The 14,892-nt window shown below is 60.9% G+C and carries 17 protein-coding genes; 11 read left to right on the plus strand and 6 right to left on the minus strand.

What is annotated here, in order from left to right; all coding sequences use genetic code 11:
- Window positions 1–36 precede the first annotated feature (36 nt).
- The 9 genes from GIV35_RS10460 (at window position 37) to GIV35_RS10500 (ending at window position 6,574) form a co-directional block, all read left to right on the plus strand.
- Window positions 37–699 (plus strand): riboflavin synthase, encoded by a 663-nt coding sequence (locus GIV35_RS10460; protein WP_014720128.1) that lies wholly within the window; start codon window positions 37–39, stop codon window positions 697–699.
- A gap of 15 nt (window positions 700–714) precedes the next feature.
- A complete protein-coding gene (gene ribBA / locus GIV35_RS10465) occupies window positions 715–1,806 on the plus strand; it encodes a bifunctional 3,4-dihydroxy-2-butanone-4-phosphate synthase/GTP cyclohydrolase II (protein ID WP_236264156.1) in 1,092 nt (363 codons plus the stop codon).
- 88 nt (window positions 1,807–1,894) lie between these two features.
- Entirely contained in the window at window positions 1,895–2,371 is a 477-nt protein-coding gene (gene ribH, locus GIV35_RS10470) for a 6,7-dimethyl-8-ribityllumazine synthase (protein ID WP_003194576.1), read from the plus strand.
- Window positions 2,368–2,868 carry a transcription antitermination factor NusB gene (gene nusB / locus GIV35_RS10475; RefSeq protein ID WP_014720126.1) on the plus strand — a complete coding sequence of 167 codons (501 nt, stop codon included), beginning with the start codon at window positions 2,368–2,370 and terminating at the stop codon, window positions 2,866–2,868. Before ribH ends, nusB begins: the two co-directional genes overlap by 4 nt.
- Window positions 2,869–2,886: 18 nt before the next feature.
- Window positions 2,887–3,852 carry a thiamine-phosphate kinase gene (gene thiL / locus GIV35_RS10480; RefSeq protein WP_236264157.1) on the plus strand — a complete coding sequence of 322 codons (966 nt, stop codon included), beginning with the start codon at window positions 2,887–2,889 and terminating at the stop codon, window positions 3,850–3,852.
- A 54-nt stretch (window positions 3,853–3,906) separates the two neighbouring features.
- Complete coding sequence (locus tag GIV35_RS10485) at window positions 3,907–4,629, plus strand: substrate-binding periplasmic protein (RefSeq protein WP_105228708.1); 723 nt, start codon at window positions 3,907–3,909, stop codon at window positions 4,627–4,629.
- A gap of 129 nt (window positions 4,630–4,758) precedes the next feature.
- Window positions 4,759–5,376, plus strand: coding sequence for a GTP cyclohydrolase II (gene ribA, locus GIV35_RS10490; RefSeq protein ID WP_057724861.1), 618 nt, complete (start codon window positions 4,759–4,761; stop codon window positions 5,374–5,376).
- Window positions 5,373–5,792, plus strand: coding sequence for a hypothetical protein (locus GIV35_RS10495; protein WP_034126857.1), 420 nt, complete (start codon window positions 5,373–5,375; stop codon window positions 5,790–5,792). Before ribA ends, GIV35_RS10495 begins: the two co-directional genes overlap by 4 nt.
- The gene (locus GIV35_RS10500) at window positions 5,789–6,574 is read left to right on the plus strand and encodes a cobalamin-binding protein (protein WP_236264158.1); all 786 of its coding nucleotides are present in this window, start codon (window positions 5,789–5,791) and stop codon (window positions 6,572–6,574) included. Before GIV35_RS10495 ends, GIV35_RS10500 begins: the two co-directional genes overlap by 4 nt.
- A 90-nt stretch (window positions 6,575–6,664) precedes the next feature.
- Here the strand turns inward: GIV35_RS10500 and GIV35_RS10505 are convergent, their stop codons facing one another.
- The 6 genes from GIV35_RS10505 to GIV35_RS10530 all read right to left on the minus strand — a co-directional run bounded on the left by GIV35_RS10505 (window position 6,665) and on the right by GIV35_RS10530 (window position 12,868).
- Window positions 6,665–8,539, minus strand: a complete 1,875-nt coding sequence (locus tag GIV35_RS10505; protein ID WP_105228706.1) for a TonB-dependent receptor domain-containing protein — start codon at window positions 8,537–8,539, stop codon at window positions 6,665–6,667.
- A gap of 76 nt (window positions 8,540–8,615) precedes the next feature.
- Window positions 8,616–10,514 (minus strand): 1-deoxy-D-xylulose-5-phosphate synthase, encoded by a 1,899-nt coding sequence (gene dxs, locus GIV35_RS10510; RefSeq protein ID WP_200647569.1) that lies wholly within the window; start codon window positions 10,512–10,514, stop codon window positions 8,616–8,618.
- A 110-nt stretch (window positions 10,515–10,624) separates the two neighbouring features.
- Window positions 10,625–11,512: a (2E,6E)-farnesyl diphosphate synthase gene (gene ispA / locus GIV35_RS10515; RefSeq protein WP_054918156.1), complete on the minus strand. Its 888-nt coding sequence runs from the start codon at window positions 11,510–11,512 to the stop codon at window positions 10,625–10,627.
- The gene (locus tag GIV35_RS10520) at window positions 11,509–11,751 is read right to left on the minus strand and encodes an exodeoxyribonuclease VII small subunit (RefSeq protein WP_003194556.1); all 243 of its coding nucleotides are present in this window, start codon (window positions 11,749–11,751) and stop codon (window positions 11,509–11,511) included. The genes ispA and GIV35_RS10520 overlap by 4 nt, the downstream gene beginning before the upstream one ends.
- A 156-nt stretch (window positions 11,752–11,907) precedes the next feature.
- On the minus strand, window positions 11,908–12,285 hold the full coding sequence (locus tag GIV35_RS10525; RefSeq protein ID WP_105228703.1) for a MerR family transcriptional regulator: 378 nt from the start codon (window positions 12,283–12,285) through the stop codon (window positions 11,908–11,910).
- Complete coding sequence (locus tag GIV35_RS10530) at window positions 12,224–12,868, minus strand: NAD(P)H-dependent oxidoreductase (protein ID WP_105228701.1); 645 nt, start codon at window positions 12,866–12,868, stop codon at window positions 12,224–12,226. The genes GIV35_RS10525 and GIV35_RS10530 overlap by 62 nt, the downstream gene beginning before the upstream one ends.
- Before the next feature lie 174 nt (window positions 12,869–13,042).
- Here GIV35_RS10530 and GIV35_RS10535 point away from each other — a divergent pair, with 174 nt between their 5' ends.
- On the plus strand, window positions 13,043–14,074 hold the full coding sequence (locus tag GIV35_RS10535) for a PDDEXK nuclease domain-containing protein (protein WP_105228699.1): 1,032 nt from the start codon (window positions 13,043–13,045) through the stop codon (window positions 14,072–14,074).
- Between the two features lie 228 nt (window positions 14,075–14,302).
- Window positions 14,303–14,884 carry a YjfI family protein gene (locus GIV35_RS10540; RefSeq protein WP_034126864.1) on the plus strand — a complete coding sequence of 194 codons (582 nt, stop codon included), beginning with the start codon at window positions 14,303–14,305 and terminating at the stop codon, window positions 14,882–14,884.
- Window positions 14,885–14,892 lie beyond the last annotated feature (8 nt).

Below are 14,892 nucleotides of genomic sequence, written 5' to 3' on the forward strand. Positions count from 1 at the left end.
CTTGAGCGTCAGCCCCCTCGTTTTCAGGAGAACGAAATGTTCACCGGCATTATCGAATCCATCGGCAGCATCCGTGCAATGACCCCCAAAGGCGGGGATGTCCGCCTGCTGGTTGAAACCGGCAAGCTGGACCTCGGCGACGTCAAGCTGGGCGACAGCATCGCCGTCAGCGGCGTGTGCCTGACCGTCATCGAGCTGCCGGGCAACGGCTTTGCTGCCGATGTCAGCCGGGAAACCCTGGACTGCACCGCGATGAACGATCTTGCGGCCGGCAGCCCGGTCAACCTGGAAAAAGCCCTGACGCCCACCACCCGCCTGGGCGGTCACCTGGTCAGCGGTCATGTCGACGGTGTCGGCGAAGTGGTGGCCCGCAGCGAAAACGCCCGCGCCGTGGAATTCCGTATCCGCGCGCCAAAAGAGCTGGCCAAGTACATCGCCCACAAAGGCTCGATCACCGTCGATGGCACCAGCCTGACCGTGAACGCCGTGAATGGCGCTGAATTTGAACTGACCATCATTCCCCACACCCTCAGCGAAACCATCATGGCCTCGTACCAGCCGGGTCGCCGGGTGAACCTGGAAGTGGACTTGCTTGCCCGTTACCTGGAGCGCCTGTTGTTGGGCGAAAAGGCCGCAGAGCCTGCATCAGGCAACATCACCGAAAGTTTTCTGGCCGCTAACGGCTACCTGAAATCCTGACCAAGGGGGTGCCGCGTGGCGCTCAATAGCATCGAAGAACTGGTTGAAGACATCCGCCAAGGCAAGATGGTCATCCTTATGGATGACGAAGATCGCGAGAACGAAGGCGATATCATCATGGCCGCCGAAGCGTGCAAGCCCGAGCACATCAACTTCATGGCCAAGCACGCCCGTGGGCTGATCTGCATGCCCATGAGCCGCGAACGCTGCGAATTGCTCAAGCTGCCCTTGATGGCGCCGCGCAATGGCTCGGGTTTCGGCACCAAGTTCACCGTATCCATTGAAGCCACCAGCGGCGTCACCACCGGCATTTCCGCCGCTGACCGCGCCCGCACCGTGCAAGCTGCGGCGGCGAAAGACGCCAAGGCTGAAGACATCGTCAGCCCCGGCCACATCTTCCCGCTGATGGCCCAACCGGGCGGTACCCTGGCCCGTGCCGGCCACACCGAAGCCGCGTGCGACCTGGCGCGCATGGCCGGTTTCGAGCCAAGCGGGGTGATCTGCGAAGTGATGAACGACGATGGCACCATGGCCCGTCGTACTGAGCTCGAAGCCTTTGCCGCAGAGCACAACCTCAAGATCGGCACCATCGCCGACCTGATTCACTACCGGATGATCCACGAACGTACCGTTCAGCGGATTGCCGAGCAGCCACTGGACAGCGAACTGGGCCAATTCAATTTGGTGACCTACCGTGATTCAGTGGAAGGCGACGTGCACATGGCCCTGACCCTGGGCAACATTTGCGCCGAAGAACCGACCCTGGTACGCGTGCACAACATGGATCCACTGCGTGACCTGTTGATGGTCAAGCAGCCGGGCCGCTGGAGCCTGCGCGCCGCCATGGCTGCGGTTTCCGAGGCCGGCAGCGGTGTGGTGCTGTTGCTCGGTCACCCGCTGGATGGTGACGTGTTGCTGGCGCACATCCGCGAAACCGCCGACGCCGTGCCGGTGAAAAAACCGACCACCTACAGCATCGTCGGTGCCGGTTCGCAGATCCTGCGCGACCTGGGCGTGCGCAAAATGCGCCTGATGAGCGCACCGATGAAATTTAATGCGATATCCGGATTCGACCTGGAAGTTGTAGAATACGTGCCCTCCGAATAAAGGCCGGCGATTTTTGCCCCTTGTTCGCGGTTAAATCATCACTGAGGGACGCACTTTTCGCGTCCCGGCTCTTTAAGAGATTTGTCGAATGACCCTGAAGACCATCGAAGGTACCTTCATCGCCCCCAAAGGCCGCTATGCCCTGGTGGTTGGCCGCTTCAACAGCTTCGTGGTTGAAAGCCTGGTAAGCGGTGCGGTTGACGCCCTGGTTCGCCACGGTGTGAGCGAAAGCGATATCACCCTTATCCGTGCCCCTGGCGCCTTCGAAATTCCACTGGTTGCGCAAAAAGTTGCTCAGCAGGGTGAATACGCGGCGATCATCGCCCTGGGCGCGGTCATTCGTGGCGGCACCCCGCACTTCGAATACGTAGCCGGCGAATGCACCAAGGGCCTGGCCCAGGTGTCCATGGAGTTCGGCGTGCCAGTCGCTTTCGGCGTACTGACCGTGGATTCCATCGAGCAAGCCATCGAGCGTTCCGGCACCAAGGCCGGTAACAAAGGCGCTGAAGCTGCCTTGTCCGCCCTGGAAATGGTCAGCCTGCTGTCGCAGTTGGAGGCCAAGTGATTTCCGACGAAAGCGATCAGTTCAACCCTCAGGACCCGCGTCCTGCCGATGCCGGCAAACCGTCCAAGAGCGAGAAGCGCCGCAAGGCGCGTCAACTCGCGACCCAGGCGCTGTACCAGCGTCACCTGGCGGGCGCTTCGCTGAACGAAATCGAGGCACAGTTTCGCGTCGATAACGATTTCACCTTCGCCGACCAGAGCTACTTCCACGACATCCTGCACGGCGTGCATGCCAACCTGACCGAGATCGACACAGCCCTGGCGCCATGCCTGGACCTGACCATCGAAGAGCTCGACCCGGTTGAGCTGTGCGTGATGCGCCTGTCCACCTGGGAGCTGCTCAAGCGCGTCGACGTGCCGTACCGCGTCGTGATCAACGAAGGCATCGAACTGGCGAAAGTCTACGGTTCGACCGATGGCCACAAGTTCGTCAACGGCGTGCTCGACAAGCTGGCCCCGCGCCTGCGTGAAGCCGAAGTGAAGGAACACAAGCGCTAATCTGCGCTTGATTCCTCAATGGGTGAGTTTGAGCTGATCCGCACATACTTCGCCGCCGCGCCTTGTGCGCAAGGCGGCGAAGGCATTGCCCTGGGGATCGGCGACGACTGCGCGTTGCTGGCGCTTCCCGCCGGGGAGCAATTGGCAGTCTCTACCGATACGCTGGTGGCTGGCGTGCATTTTGCCGACCCCTGTGACCCGTTCCTGCTCGGCCAGCGCTCGCTGGCCGTGGCGGTGAGCGACCTGGCCGCCATGGGCGCCCACCCCCTCGCCTTTACCCTTGCCCTGACCACGCCGAGCGTCGAAGCCGATTGGCTGCAACGCTATGCCCAAGGCTTGAACGCCATGGCGCAAAGCTGCGGCGTAGGCTTGGTGGGCGGCGATACCACCCGTGGGCCGCTGAGCCTGACCCTGACCGTGTTCGGCCGTGTGCCGGCTGGCCAGGCCTTGACGCGCAGCGGTGCACAGCCGGGTGATATGCTGTGTGTGGGCGGCGAGTTAGGCAATGCAGCTGGCGCCTTGCCGCTGGTATTGGGGCAACGCACGGCTGACGCAGCAATCGCCGAGCCGCTGCTGGCGCATTACTGGTCGCCGCAACCGCAGCTGGCCCTGGGGCTTGCGCTGCGGGGCAAGGCGACAGCGGCGATGGATATCTCCGATGGGCTGTTGGCCGACTGTGGGCATATCGCCAAGGCGTCAGCGATGCGCCTGGTGGTTGAGCGCCAGCGGTTGCCGTTGTCCGAGGCCTTGCTGGCGTTTGTCGGTGAAGACCAGGCTCAAGTGGCGGCGTTGAGCGGGGGCGACGACTATGTGTTGGCGTTCACCTTGCCACCGTCCGAGTTGGCGCCGTTGCAGGCCGATGGCTGGCCGGTGCATGTGGTCGGTCGGGTCGAAACGGGGCAGGGCGTGACGCTGCTCGACGGCGACGGCCAGGACATCACCCCGGCTGTGCGCGGCTACCAGCATTTTCGCCAGACGCCCTGAGCCGGCGGTCTGCGCTACCCTTTAGACGATTATCCCGAGTAAGAGGCCGTGACTATGGCTGCATGCCGCTGGCTGCTGATCGTGCTGTGTTCCTTCGTTTCCCTGGCCCAGGCGGACACTCCCGTGCCCGGTAAAATCGTGCTGGCCAGTGAGGAATGGAACGACTACACCAACAAAGATGGTAGCGGCCTGGCCTGGGACCTGTTGCGCCACGTCTTCGAGCCAGCAGGCATTACCTTGCAAACCCGCAGCGTGCCCTACACCCGATCGGTCGGCCTGGCCCAGCGTGGTGAGGTAGATGGTTGTGTCGGCACCTATCGCGATGAGGCCAGCGCAGTGCTGTACCCGCACTGGAACTTCGACGCCGATCATGTCTACGCTCTCGGGCTGGCAACTTTACCCACGCCGACATTGGCGACCCTGGGCAACTACCGCCTGGCCTGGGTGCGTGGCTATAAATACGAGGGGTATCTGCCCAACGTGCAGCGCTTCAACCAGATCGAGCGGCGCAGCGGCATTCTGCCGATGCTGCAACACGGCCGTGCCGATTTTTATATCGACGCCCTCACCGAAGCCAAATACGTGCTCAGCCAGGCGCAGGACCCGGCGCTGTTCAAACTCACCCATATCGCTGAACTGCCGCTCTACATAGGCTTTGCCGACACCGAGCGCGGCAGGGCATTGATGGCCGTGTATGACCAGCGTTTGGGCATCCTGGTCCAGACCGGTGAGTTGAAAGCAATTTTCGATCGCTGGAAACAGCCGTATCCGTTCTGACGCCCATAGAACTGACTCAAAGGCCAATCGAACCTATTGATCTTTATCAGCGATAATTCAGCTTAAGCGTCTGTAGGAACGTGCTGTTACAATGCCCGCCTCTGTGAAATCTGAAATCAGGAGCACACGGTGCCCGTCGTTTTCGTCGCCGCTTCCAAGCTGCCTACCCCTTTTGCCACGTTCACCATGCACGGCTTTCTTGAAGAAGCCACCGGGCGCGAGCACGTTGTGCTCAGCCTCGGCGACATCGCCGATGGCGCGCCGGTGCTGGGGCGTGTGCATTCCGAGTGCCTGACCGGCGATGCGCTGTTCAGCCAGCGCTGTGACTGCGGCTCGCAACTGGAGGCCGCACTGCAAGCCATCGCCCGTGAAGGGCGTGGCGTGTTGCTGTACTTGCGCCAGGAAGGCCGGGGCATTGGCCTGTTGAACAAGATTCGTGCCTACGAGCTGCAAGACGGCGGCGCCGACACCGTCGAGGCCAACGAGCGCCTGGGCTTTGCTGCCGACCAGCGCGACTACGCCATCTGCCTGCCGATGCTCGAGCACCTGGGGGTCAAATCCCTGCGCCTGATGACCAACAACCCCCGCAAGGTCAAAGCCTTGACCGAGATGGGCATCACCGTGGCCGAGCGCGTACCACTGCACACCGGGCATAACCCGCACAACAAACTCTACCTGGCCACCAAAGCCAGCAAGCTCGACCACATGATGGGCAACGAGCACCAGGGCGAGGTCGACCGCGCGTGACCCGTGGCCAGGTGAAACGGCGACTGTCCTTCAACTGGTGGCAGTACCTGGCCCTGGCGTTGCTGCCCTTGTTCGTGATCAACCTGCTGTTTGGCCGTGCTGAATCCTTGTTGCCCGTATTGGCCATGCCGTTCTTCATCGCCGGCGTGGCATCGATGTTTCTCAGCCTGCGTTATTTTCATGCCTACAAGCACGCGCTGATCGCCACCTCCAAAGCCCTTGATACTGCTGACGAACCCGCGGCCTGGATCACCCTGGCGGCGCGTCGGCGCACGGCCTTGCTGGTTGCAGCGTTACCGGCCTGGATCGGTGCGCTGGCGGTATTCGTCGGCCTGGAGGCGGTGCCGCTGTTTCTGTTGGCGCTGTCGACGCTGGTGCTGTTCTACCTCTATCGCATACCGCGCCAGTTAGGATGAAGCGCTATTGGCTGGCGCTGCTGCTGGTATTCAGTGCCCAGGCGTTGGCGGTCGAACGCGTCGTCAGCCTGGCGCCTTCACTGTCTGAAATCGTGCTTGAACTGGGTGCCGAGGACTTGCTGATCGGCGTGCTTGACGGTGGTGACCGCCCGGCGGCGTTGGCGAAGGTGCCCTCGGTCGGGCACTACGGCCAGTTGGACATGGAGCGCCTGCTCAGCCTCAAGCCCGACTTGATCCTGCTGTGGCCTGGCAGCGTCGGCCCGGCCCAGCGCGAGCAGCTCCAGCGGTTGAATATCCCGGTGTACGTCGCCGAACCCCACAGCCTTGAACAACTGACCGCCCAGGTGCAGGCCATTGCCGAGCAATTGGGCCGCGCTGAGGCAGGGCGCCAGTTCGCGGTACAACTGCGCCAGCGCTTGGCCGAGTTGCGCCAGCGCTACCAGCGGGCCGAGCCGCTGCGGGTGTTTTACCAAGTGTGGAACCAGCCGCTGTACACCGTGGGCGGTGGGCAGATCATCAGCGACGCCCTCAGCGTGTGCGGGGCGCGCAATGTGTTTGATGACCTGAAGTTGCCGGCGCCGCAGGTGAATATCGAATCGGTGTTGGCGCGAGACCCCGAGGTGATCCTGGTGGGGGATCAGGCTCAGAAGGAGGCCTGGAAGGCGTGGCCGGCGATGGCTGCTCGGGTGCGGTTGGTGCCGGACAAGGGCCTGGAACGGCCCAGCGGGCAGATGCTGGAGGCGGTGGGGCGGTTGTGTCAGGTTTTATCACCTAACCTTTGAAACCGCTATCGCAGGCAAGCCAGCTCCCACAGGGGAATGCATTTCAATTGTGGGAGCTGGCTTGCCTGCGATGACATCGGTGCAGGCCCCTCAGAACTCAGGTGTCCATGTCACCCCAACCACCCACACCCGACCTTCTTCACGATAATTCTGGCTTTCCCCGAGGTAGCTGTACTTCGCCCGTGCGTAAGACTTGTCCAGCACATTATCCACCTTCAACGACAACGACACCTCCCGGTTCAACGCCCAACTACTGCGCAGCCCCAACAAGGCATAACCGCCCAGACGGTTGCGGTTGGCTTCATCGTCGTAGCTGTTGCTGATCGCTTGCCAGCTGGCGCCGAGACCGAGTTGATCAAATTGCCGGTCCAGATCCAGGTTCACCGTTCGCCGGGCGCGACGTGCCAGGGTGTGGCCGCTGTCACGGTCACGCGGGTCGATAAGCGAAAGGCCCAGGTTGCCCTGCCAGCCAAACAGTTCCTGCTTGAGCGCCGCTTCAAAGCCGTTGATCCGCGCCGACGCTACGTTTTGCGGCTTGCCAGCGTCAAGGATAATCGCGTCGCTCAGGTCGGTGCGATACAGCGAGGCTTCCAGGCGCGTGCTGTCGCTCAGTTGGCTGCGCCATTGCAGCTCGTAGCTCTTTGATGTCTCGGGCTGCAGGTTGGGGTTGCTGTACTGGGTGTCGGGGTAATAGAGGTCGTTGAAGGTCGGCGCGCGAAAGCCTTCGCTGTAGCTCAAGAGCAGGTCATTGTCAGGGTTGACCGGTAAGGTCAGGGTGCCGCTCCAACTGTTCTGGCCGCCGAACTGCTGGTTCTGGTCGCGGCGCAGGCCCAGCTCGGTGGAAAACCACTGGCTATGGAAGCGATGCTGCACGAAAGCTGCCCGGTTCCAGCGGCTGTTCTCGGTAAAGGTGGTAGAACCGTGGAAACGGTCTTCGTACCAGTCGCCGCCCACGATCAGGCTGTTTTGCTCATCCAGGGTCAGGTCGTTCTGCCAATTGACCGAGTCGCGGTAGGTGTTGAATGCACTGTAATCATCGCTGAGGGTATCGCGCTTGGTGTCGCGGTTTTCACTGTGGCCCAGCTCCAGGCGCGACTGCCAGCTGTCATTGAGCTTGGCATCGACATAGCCGCTGGCGCTGCTCACGGTGTAGTCGGTGTAGGGTTTCTGGCCCAGGCTCTGCCCGGTGGCGCCGTCGTAGCGGCCATAACTGTTGTCGTACTCCGACTTGCCACGGTTATCCAACAGGTTGAAGCCCGCCTCCAGCTCATCGCTGAACGAATGGCTGAGGTTCAGGCTGATGGACTGGTTGCGGTAGGCATCATGGTCGCCGTCACTGGGAAACGACGTGTGGCTCGCGTTGATACCGGCGGTTTCATCCAGGCTCGCTCCCAGGTTGAAGCGCGTGTGTTCATCGCCGCCCGACAGGCCCAGGCTGCGCTCCCAGGTCTGGTTGCTGCCAAAGCCCAGTTTCAAGCGCGGCTGCAAGCCTTGCTCGGCATTGCGCCGGGTAAACACCTGAATCACCCCGCCAATCGCATCGCTGCCGTAAATCACCGAACGTGAACCGCGCAGCACTTCCACCCGTTCAATCTGATCGACGTTGAGGTATTGCAAGCCGCTGTCGCCGGAGGTGGTGTTGGCGATGCGTTGGCCGTCCACCAGCACCAGGCTCTGCGCCGACTTGGTGCCGCGAATGAAAATCCCCGGCAAACTGCCACGCCCACCGGTTGGCGCAACTTGCACGCCCGGCACGCGGCTGAGCAGGTCGGTGACGCTGGTGGGCTGAAGGCGGTCGATGTCGGCGCGGGTGAATACGGTGTTGGCGGCGCTGCTGTCATTACGCGCCTGGACTTGGCGGTTGGCGCTGATGACCACGTCGGAGAGCTTCAGGGCCTGGTCGCGGGTGTCGGCGAGCAGGTCAGCGCAGGGTAGCAGCAGCAGGGCAAGGCACAGGCGTTTCATGGGCTGTCCATAGCATTCGAAGGTCATGCAAAACCACTGTGGGAGCAGGCAAGCCAGCTCCCACATTTGGGGCAGATTACAGATTCAGTAGCGCCAGGCGCTCGCGAACGGACGCCTCGATACCCGCCTCATCCAACCCGCATTCAGCCAGCATCTGCGCCGGCTTGGCGTGCTCGACGTATACATCCGGCAAGCCCAGGTGCAGCACCGACTTGAGGATATTCTCCCGCGCCAGGAACTCGCTGACCGCCGCACCGGCGCCGCCCATGATGGCGTTCTCTTCGACGGTCACCAGCAGCTCATGGCCAGCGGCGATCTCGCGCACCAACGCGTCATCCAGTGGCTTGACGAACCGCATGTCGACCACGGTGGCGTCGATCTTCTCAGCGACTCTCAAGGCTTCGGCCAGTTGTACGCCAAACACCAGGAATGCAGTCTTGCTGCCTTGGCGACGCACGATGCCTTTACCGATTTCAATCGGCTCCAGGTCTTTCTCGATCACGGCATTCGGGCCTGTGCCGCGCGGGTAGCGCACGGCGGCCGGGCCGTTGTACAGGTGGCCGGTGCTGAGCATCTTGCGCAGTTCGTTCTCGTCGCTCGGAGTCATCACCAGCATGCCGGGGATGCAGCGCAGGTACGAGAGATCGAAACTGCCGGCATGGGTCGGACCGTCTTCGCCTACCAGGCCGGCGCGATCAATGGCGAACAGCACATCGAGGTTCTGCACCGCCACATCGTGAACCAGCTGGTCATAACCGCGTTGCAGGAAGGTGGAATAGATCGCCACCACTGGCTTGGCGCCTTCGCAGGCCATGCCGGCCGCGAAGGTCACGGCGTGTTGTTCGGCAATCGCCACGTCGAAGTAACGTAGCGGGAAACGCTCGCTGAACGCCACCAGATCGGAGCCTTCCTTCATCGCCGGGGTAACACCCACCAAGCGCGGGTCGGCGGCGGCCATGTCGCACAGCCATTCGCCAAACACCCCGGAATACTTCGGCCCGCTGGCTTTTTTCGGTGCGGCGGCGGGGGCATCGAGGGGTTCGAGCTTGGTGATCGCGTGGTAACCAATCGGGTCGACTTCCGCCGGAGCGAAACCTTTGCCTTTTTTGGTGACAATATGCAGGAATTGCGGGCCCTTGAGGTCGCGCATGTTGCGCAACGTGGCGATCAGGGTGGGCAGGTCGTGGCCGTCGATAGGGCCGATATAGTTCCAGCCCAGCTCTTCGAACAGGGTGCCGGGTACCAGCATGCCCTTGGCATATTCTTCGGTGCGACGCGCGATTTCCCACGCGCCAGGCAGGCGCGACAGCACTTTCTTGCTGCCTTCGCGCATGCTGGCGTAGGTACGGCTGGAGAGGATCTTCGCCAGGTAATTGGACAGGCCACCCACGTTGCGCGAAATCGACATGTCGTTGTCGTTGAGGATCACCAACATGTTGGCGTCCACTTCCGGCGCATGGTTCAGCGCTTCGAAGGCCATGCCGGCGGTCAGCGCGCCATCACCAATCACCGCAATCGCCTTGCGCTCACTGCCTTGCAGGCGGGCGGCAATCGCCATGCCCAGCGCTGCACTGATGGACGTGCTGGAGTGGCCGACGCCAAAAGTGTCGTACTCGCTCTCGGCACGGCGCGGGAAGGCGGCCAGGCCGTCCTTCTGACGCAGGCTGGCCATGCGCTCGCGACGGCCGGTGAGGATTTTATGCGGATACGCCTGGTGGCCCACGTCCCACACCAGCCGGTCGTCCGGGGTGTCGAACACGTAATGCAAGGCGATGGTCAGCTCGATCACGCCCAGCCCGGCGCCAAAATGCCCACCGGTCTGTCCGACCGTGTAGAGCAATTCCAGGCGCAGCTCATCGGCCAGGGTTTCCAGCTCGGCTTCACCCAGTCGACGCAGGCCGTCCGGCGTGGCAGCACGGTCGAGCAGGGGCGTAGACGGGCGTTTGCGGGGAATCTCTTGAAACGTCGTGGGCATCAGGCGAATCGTTATAGGTATAGAAGAGGCGGCAGTTTACCTCAAGCCGTGCAAACTGCCCACGCAGAGGGCCTAACTTGGCCGATATGCGGCGCAAATGGCCGCGGCTGTCAGTGGCGACGTTCGACGATATACCGCGCCAGGTCACGCAGTGGCTCGGCCGCCGCGTCGAAAGGTCGCAGGGCGTCCAGGGCCTGGTCGCGCAGCTCGATGGCATACGCCTTGGCGGCTTGCAGCCCCAGCAATGCAGGATAAGTCGGCTTGTCCCGTGCGATATCGGCGCCTTGGCGTTTGCCGAGGGTGGCGGTATCACTTTCCACGTCGAGAATATCGTCCTGCACCTGGAAGGCCAGGCCGATAGCGCGTGAGTAGGTCTGCAGGGCCGCCAATTGCTCGGCGCCGGCGCGGCCACTGGCCAGTGCGCCCAACTGCACGGCCGCCTCAATCAGCGCGCCGGTCTTGTGGCGATGCATATGTTCCAGGGCTTTTTGATCCAGCTTGAGGCTGACCGATCCCATGTCGATGGCTTGCCCGCCGACCATGCCAGCCGGGCCTGCGGCGTGGGCCAGGGCGGTGACCATGCGCAGGCGTATCTCGGCGTTGACGCTGCTCAAGCGCGGGTCCAGCAATGCGCTGAACGCCAGGCTCTGCAAGCCGTCACCGGCCAGGATCGCATAGGCTTCATCAAAGGCTTTATGGGTGGTGGGCTGGCCGCGACGCAAATCGTCATCGTCCATTGCTGGCAAATCGTCATGCACCAGGGAATAGGCGTGGATCAACTCGACCGCACAGGCCGCACCATTCGCCTCGGCTGCCGGCGCCCCGAGAGCTTCGCAGGCGGCATAGGCCAGCAACGGGCGCACCCGCTTGCCACCATTCATCACGCTGTAGCGCATGGCTTCATAGAGGCGCGTCATTTCCGGGCTTGGCGCAACAAACAGAGGCTCCAGCGCGGCATTCACCCGGGCTTGGCTACTGGCCTGATATGCGCTGATCATTCCGGCTGTTCCGCATCGAAAGGTTCTTCGGCCAACTCCCCGTCACGCTCCAGCAACACCTGGACCTTCTGCTCCGCCTGCGCCAACGCGCTCTGACAGTCGCGGGTCAGGCCGATGCCTTGCTCAAACGCTGTCAACGAGTCTTCCAGCGACAACTCGCCGTTCTCCAGACGCTCGACCAGGGCTTGCAGGTCGGCGAGGGATTGTTCGAAATCGAGTGCAACTTTTTTGCGGGCCATGGCGGCAATTCCGGTAGACGGTAAACCGGCGCGACACTAGCAGACATGGGGGATTGGGGCAAATGAGTGGCGCACACACGAGGATGTGAGCCGATTGATGGGTTTATTCGGCTCACCCAATGAGCCGATTAGCGACCTTATTCGGCTCACCGAGTCTCAGCTTGCCTTCGTGGCGACCGGGCACTCCCCCTGCGCCGCTTTCAATTGGGCCTCGAAGACCAATAAACCCCGATGCATATTCTGCAATGCCACAATTTGCATGGCTAACGCTTGCTTCTTATTGGCGATGGCTTGATCAGCCTTGTCCCAAGGAAGCGCATCACCCTCGTACCCCTGCAAAATCTCCTGTAATTCCTTGAGTTTGAACCCCAGCTGTTGCGCGCACTTTATAAACATCAGCCGCTCGACACTCTGCGCGGTATAAACGCGATAACCGCCCTGACGCGCAGGTGCTGGCATCAGCCCGATCGCCTCATAGTGACGAATCGCCTTGATGGTCGTGCCGGACAACTGCGCGGCTTTGCCGATGTACATGAAAACTCCCTTTTTCAAGTAGTGCGCCGGCCTGTTTCAGCCACTTGGCCCGCTGCGTCAGCGAAGAGCCCAGCACCGGCCCCAACAGCAGCGTCTTGCCGGTCGTGATACCGCAAAGCGCCAGCGTGGTACGACGCATCTGGTGGATGGCCGGCATGCGATAAACCCAGCGGTAATACCACGGCGGCGTGTCGAGGGTCACTAACAAGTGCGCGGTTCGGCCCTTTAATAACTTGTCTGGGAATGCCTTGCCTGCGCGGTATTTGAAGGCAAAGCCGGGTAGGAAAACGCGGTCGATAAAGCCCTTCATCAGGGCCGGGACACCGCCCCACCAGACAGGGAAAACCCAGGCCAGGTGCTCGGCCCAAAGGATGTCGGACTGGGCGCTGAGCAAGTCAGGTTCCAGCACTTGAACCTGGGTGTAAGCATGATGAAGGATTGGGTCGAAGCTGAGATCACCCAGGCGCAGGACGCGGACTTCGTGGCCGGCCGTTTTCGCAGCGTGGATATAGGTGTGTGCGAGGGCGGAACAAAAGCTATCGGAGGACGGGTGGCCGAGAATGACCAGAATGCGCTGACTCATGGTGATAAGTTCTGAGAAAAGGGCATTCAGGGTAGGGGGTGCCGTATAGGGGAGAGTCAAGTGCCAGCAGGACCTTTCTGTGAGGTACGCGGGACCCTTCCTGAACTGTTCTCGAATGCTTGTGACGGTACTGTCGGCTGGCTAGCCTGCCGAAAACACCAGAGTAAAAAAGGCATGAGCGAAACTTCTATCGGGTTGATCGCGCCTCCTGAGGGCTACGGCGATTGGCTGACAGACCTCAAAGGCCGTATCCATCAGGCGCAACAGCGTGCGTCAATAGCAGTTAATCGTGAGCTGGTGCTGCTCTACTGGCAGTTGGGACACGATATTTTGACGCGTCAGCACGCTCAAGGCTGGGGTAGCAAGGTGATCGACCGCCTTGCGCAAGATCTGCGGGCGGCCTTTCCTGACATCAAGGGTTTTTCGCCGCGCAATCTGAAGTACATGCGTGCTTTTGCCGAGGCGTGGCCGGATTCGGAATTTGTGCAAGAGGTGCTTGCACAATTGCCTTGGTACCATCAAATCGCACTTCTGGACAAACTTCCCGGCCCTGAAACGCGACGTTGGTACGCCATCCAAACGATCAAGCATAGTTGGTCGCGCAACACCTTGGTGATGCACATTGAAAACCGCCTGTTGGAACGCAGTGGCAAGGCAGTGAGCAACTTCGAAAGCCATCTTCCCAAAGCGCAATCCGACCTGGCGCGCGAGTCTCTTAAGGACCCTTATCGTTTTGATTTCCTCAGCCTGGGCCAGAATGCACAAGAGCGCGAAATCGAAAACGCCCTGATCAAGCATGTCACTGACTTCTTGTTGGAGTTGGGCGCAGGTTTTGCCTTCGTTGGCCGGCAAGTGCTGCTGAATGTAGGCGGCGATGAGTTCTTCATCGACCTGTTGTTCTATCACCTGAAGCTGCGTTGCTATGTGGTGATCGAACTCAAGGCAGGCAAGTTCAAGCCCGAGCATCTGGGCAAATTGAGCTTCTATCTTGCGGCGGTGGATGCCGAGATAAAGCACCCACAGGACGGCCCGACTATCGGCCTCTTGTTGTGCAAGGGTAAAAATGAAGTGGTGGCTGAATATGCACTGCGCGATAACAACCGACCTATTGGTGTGGCGGAATATCAACTGATGGAGTCTTTGCCAGCCGAACTGCAATCGAGCTTGCCTAGCATCGAGCAAATCGAGCGAGAGTTGGCGGGGTAGGCAGGGTCTTTTCGGTGGTTGAAAAATGTAAGGAAAAATCTCACGCGTGAGCTATTGAGTACCTTGCGGATTGCCTGTAGATTTTCTCACGCGTGAGTTTTTCACAGCGAGGTCAGTACCATGAACAGCAGCTCTCCATCGAGCCCATCAACTGGGCCCGATACCGATTCAGCAAGCCTCAAGGGAGAGCGCTTGAAACCGTCCGCAAAAAAGCCGTCGAGCTTTTACATGAAGCAGATGCGTGCGGGGCTGGCGGCGGCCGGTTATGTGAAACACGAGACTTGGGTGCTTCCCGAAAACCGAAGCCTGCTCAAGCAAATGGAGAAACAGCTACGCCAACCGATCCTGGCTGGCTCATTCATGTCGGAGAATTTCATGAGCGCAGGTACCAACTGGAATATCGATCGCCTCTTCAGTGCTCTTCAGGCGCTGGATGACGTGACGTCCAATGACATTACGCTTTCTCTCGTCCAAGGCTCCGAGTCCAGCATCAAGCTGGAGATGAACGACTTTGGTGGCTTGCCGATTTACATCGCGGTGGTGGGCGAACAAATCATCGTGGATACCGTCCTGGTCGACGCCGAGTCCATCAACGATGTCGCGAAATTCAACGACGCCGTGCTGCGCAGCCGGGAGATGTTCCCGTTGTCGTCCATCGGTATCGAGTCCATGCCGAACGGGCAGGTGGTTTACAACATGTTCGGTGCGCTCAGCTCCGACTCCAGCCTGACCAACATCGTGACCGAGGTGAAAACCCTGGTTGATAACGTGCAGCGCGCCAGCGAAGCCTTCGAACGTTTCTTCATTTAATTATTCGG

It is taken from the genome of Pseudomonas sp. PA-1-6B, from assembly GCF_021609545.1.
Classification (GTDB): domain Bacteria; phylum Pseudomonadota; class Gammaproteobacteria; order Pseudomonadales; family Pseudomonadaceae; genus Aquipseudomonas; species Aquipseudomonas fluorescens_BV.